The organism is Pseudomonas sp. MWU13-2105 (genome assembly GCF_023242315.1).
Classification (GTDB): Bacteria; Pseudomonadota; Gammaproteobacteria; order Pseudomonadales; family Pseudomonadaceae; genus Aquipseudomonas.
Genome location: NZ_JALLIY010000087.1, coordinates 1 through 504, shown reverse-complemented (window position 1 = coordinate 504; position 504 = coordinate 1). Strand labels below are relative to the sequence as shown.

Annotated in this window: 1 protein-coding gene; it reads right to left on the bottom strand. The window is 63.7% G+C overall.

Features of this window, described 5'->3' with window-relative positions:
* Positions 1-504: condensation domain-containing protein (locus M5B96_RS32420; protein ID WP_248801245.1), on the bottom strand; the 504-nt coding region annotated here is incomplete at both ends.

The following is a 504-nucleotide window of genomic DNA, read 5'->3' as shown; positions in this document are numbered from 1 at the left end:
TGCCGTAGCTTGGCACTCAGGGCAATCGGCAGCTCCAAGGGCAAGCTGGCACCGATATAGCTTTGTACTTGTGGTCGTGGATGGTCGCTCGGTAGCTCCAGCATTCCTGGCGCATCGCTGAGGTGTTCGCTCCAGAAACGGGTCTGGGCTTGCAGGCGTTCGCCTTGCAGGTGCTGTTGTTGCCAGGCCGCATAGTCGGCGTATTGCAGGGCCAGCGGCGGCAACGGATCGTCAAGACCCTGGCTGAAGGCTGCGTACAGGCGGTTGAACTCGTCGATCAGCACCGCCACGGACCAGCCATCGGAGACGATATGGTGCTGGGTGACCAACAGGACATGCTCGTCCCCGGCCAGTTGCAGCAGGCGTCCACGCACCAGCGGGCCCACGCTCAGGTCGAAAGGCGCGTGGGTCTCGGCCCGGGTCAGTTGTTCGACCTGCTGTTGCTGTGCCTCGCCAGCCAGGGCGCGCAGGTCGTGCTCGGCCAGGGTAAAGCCGATATCGGCA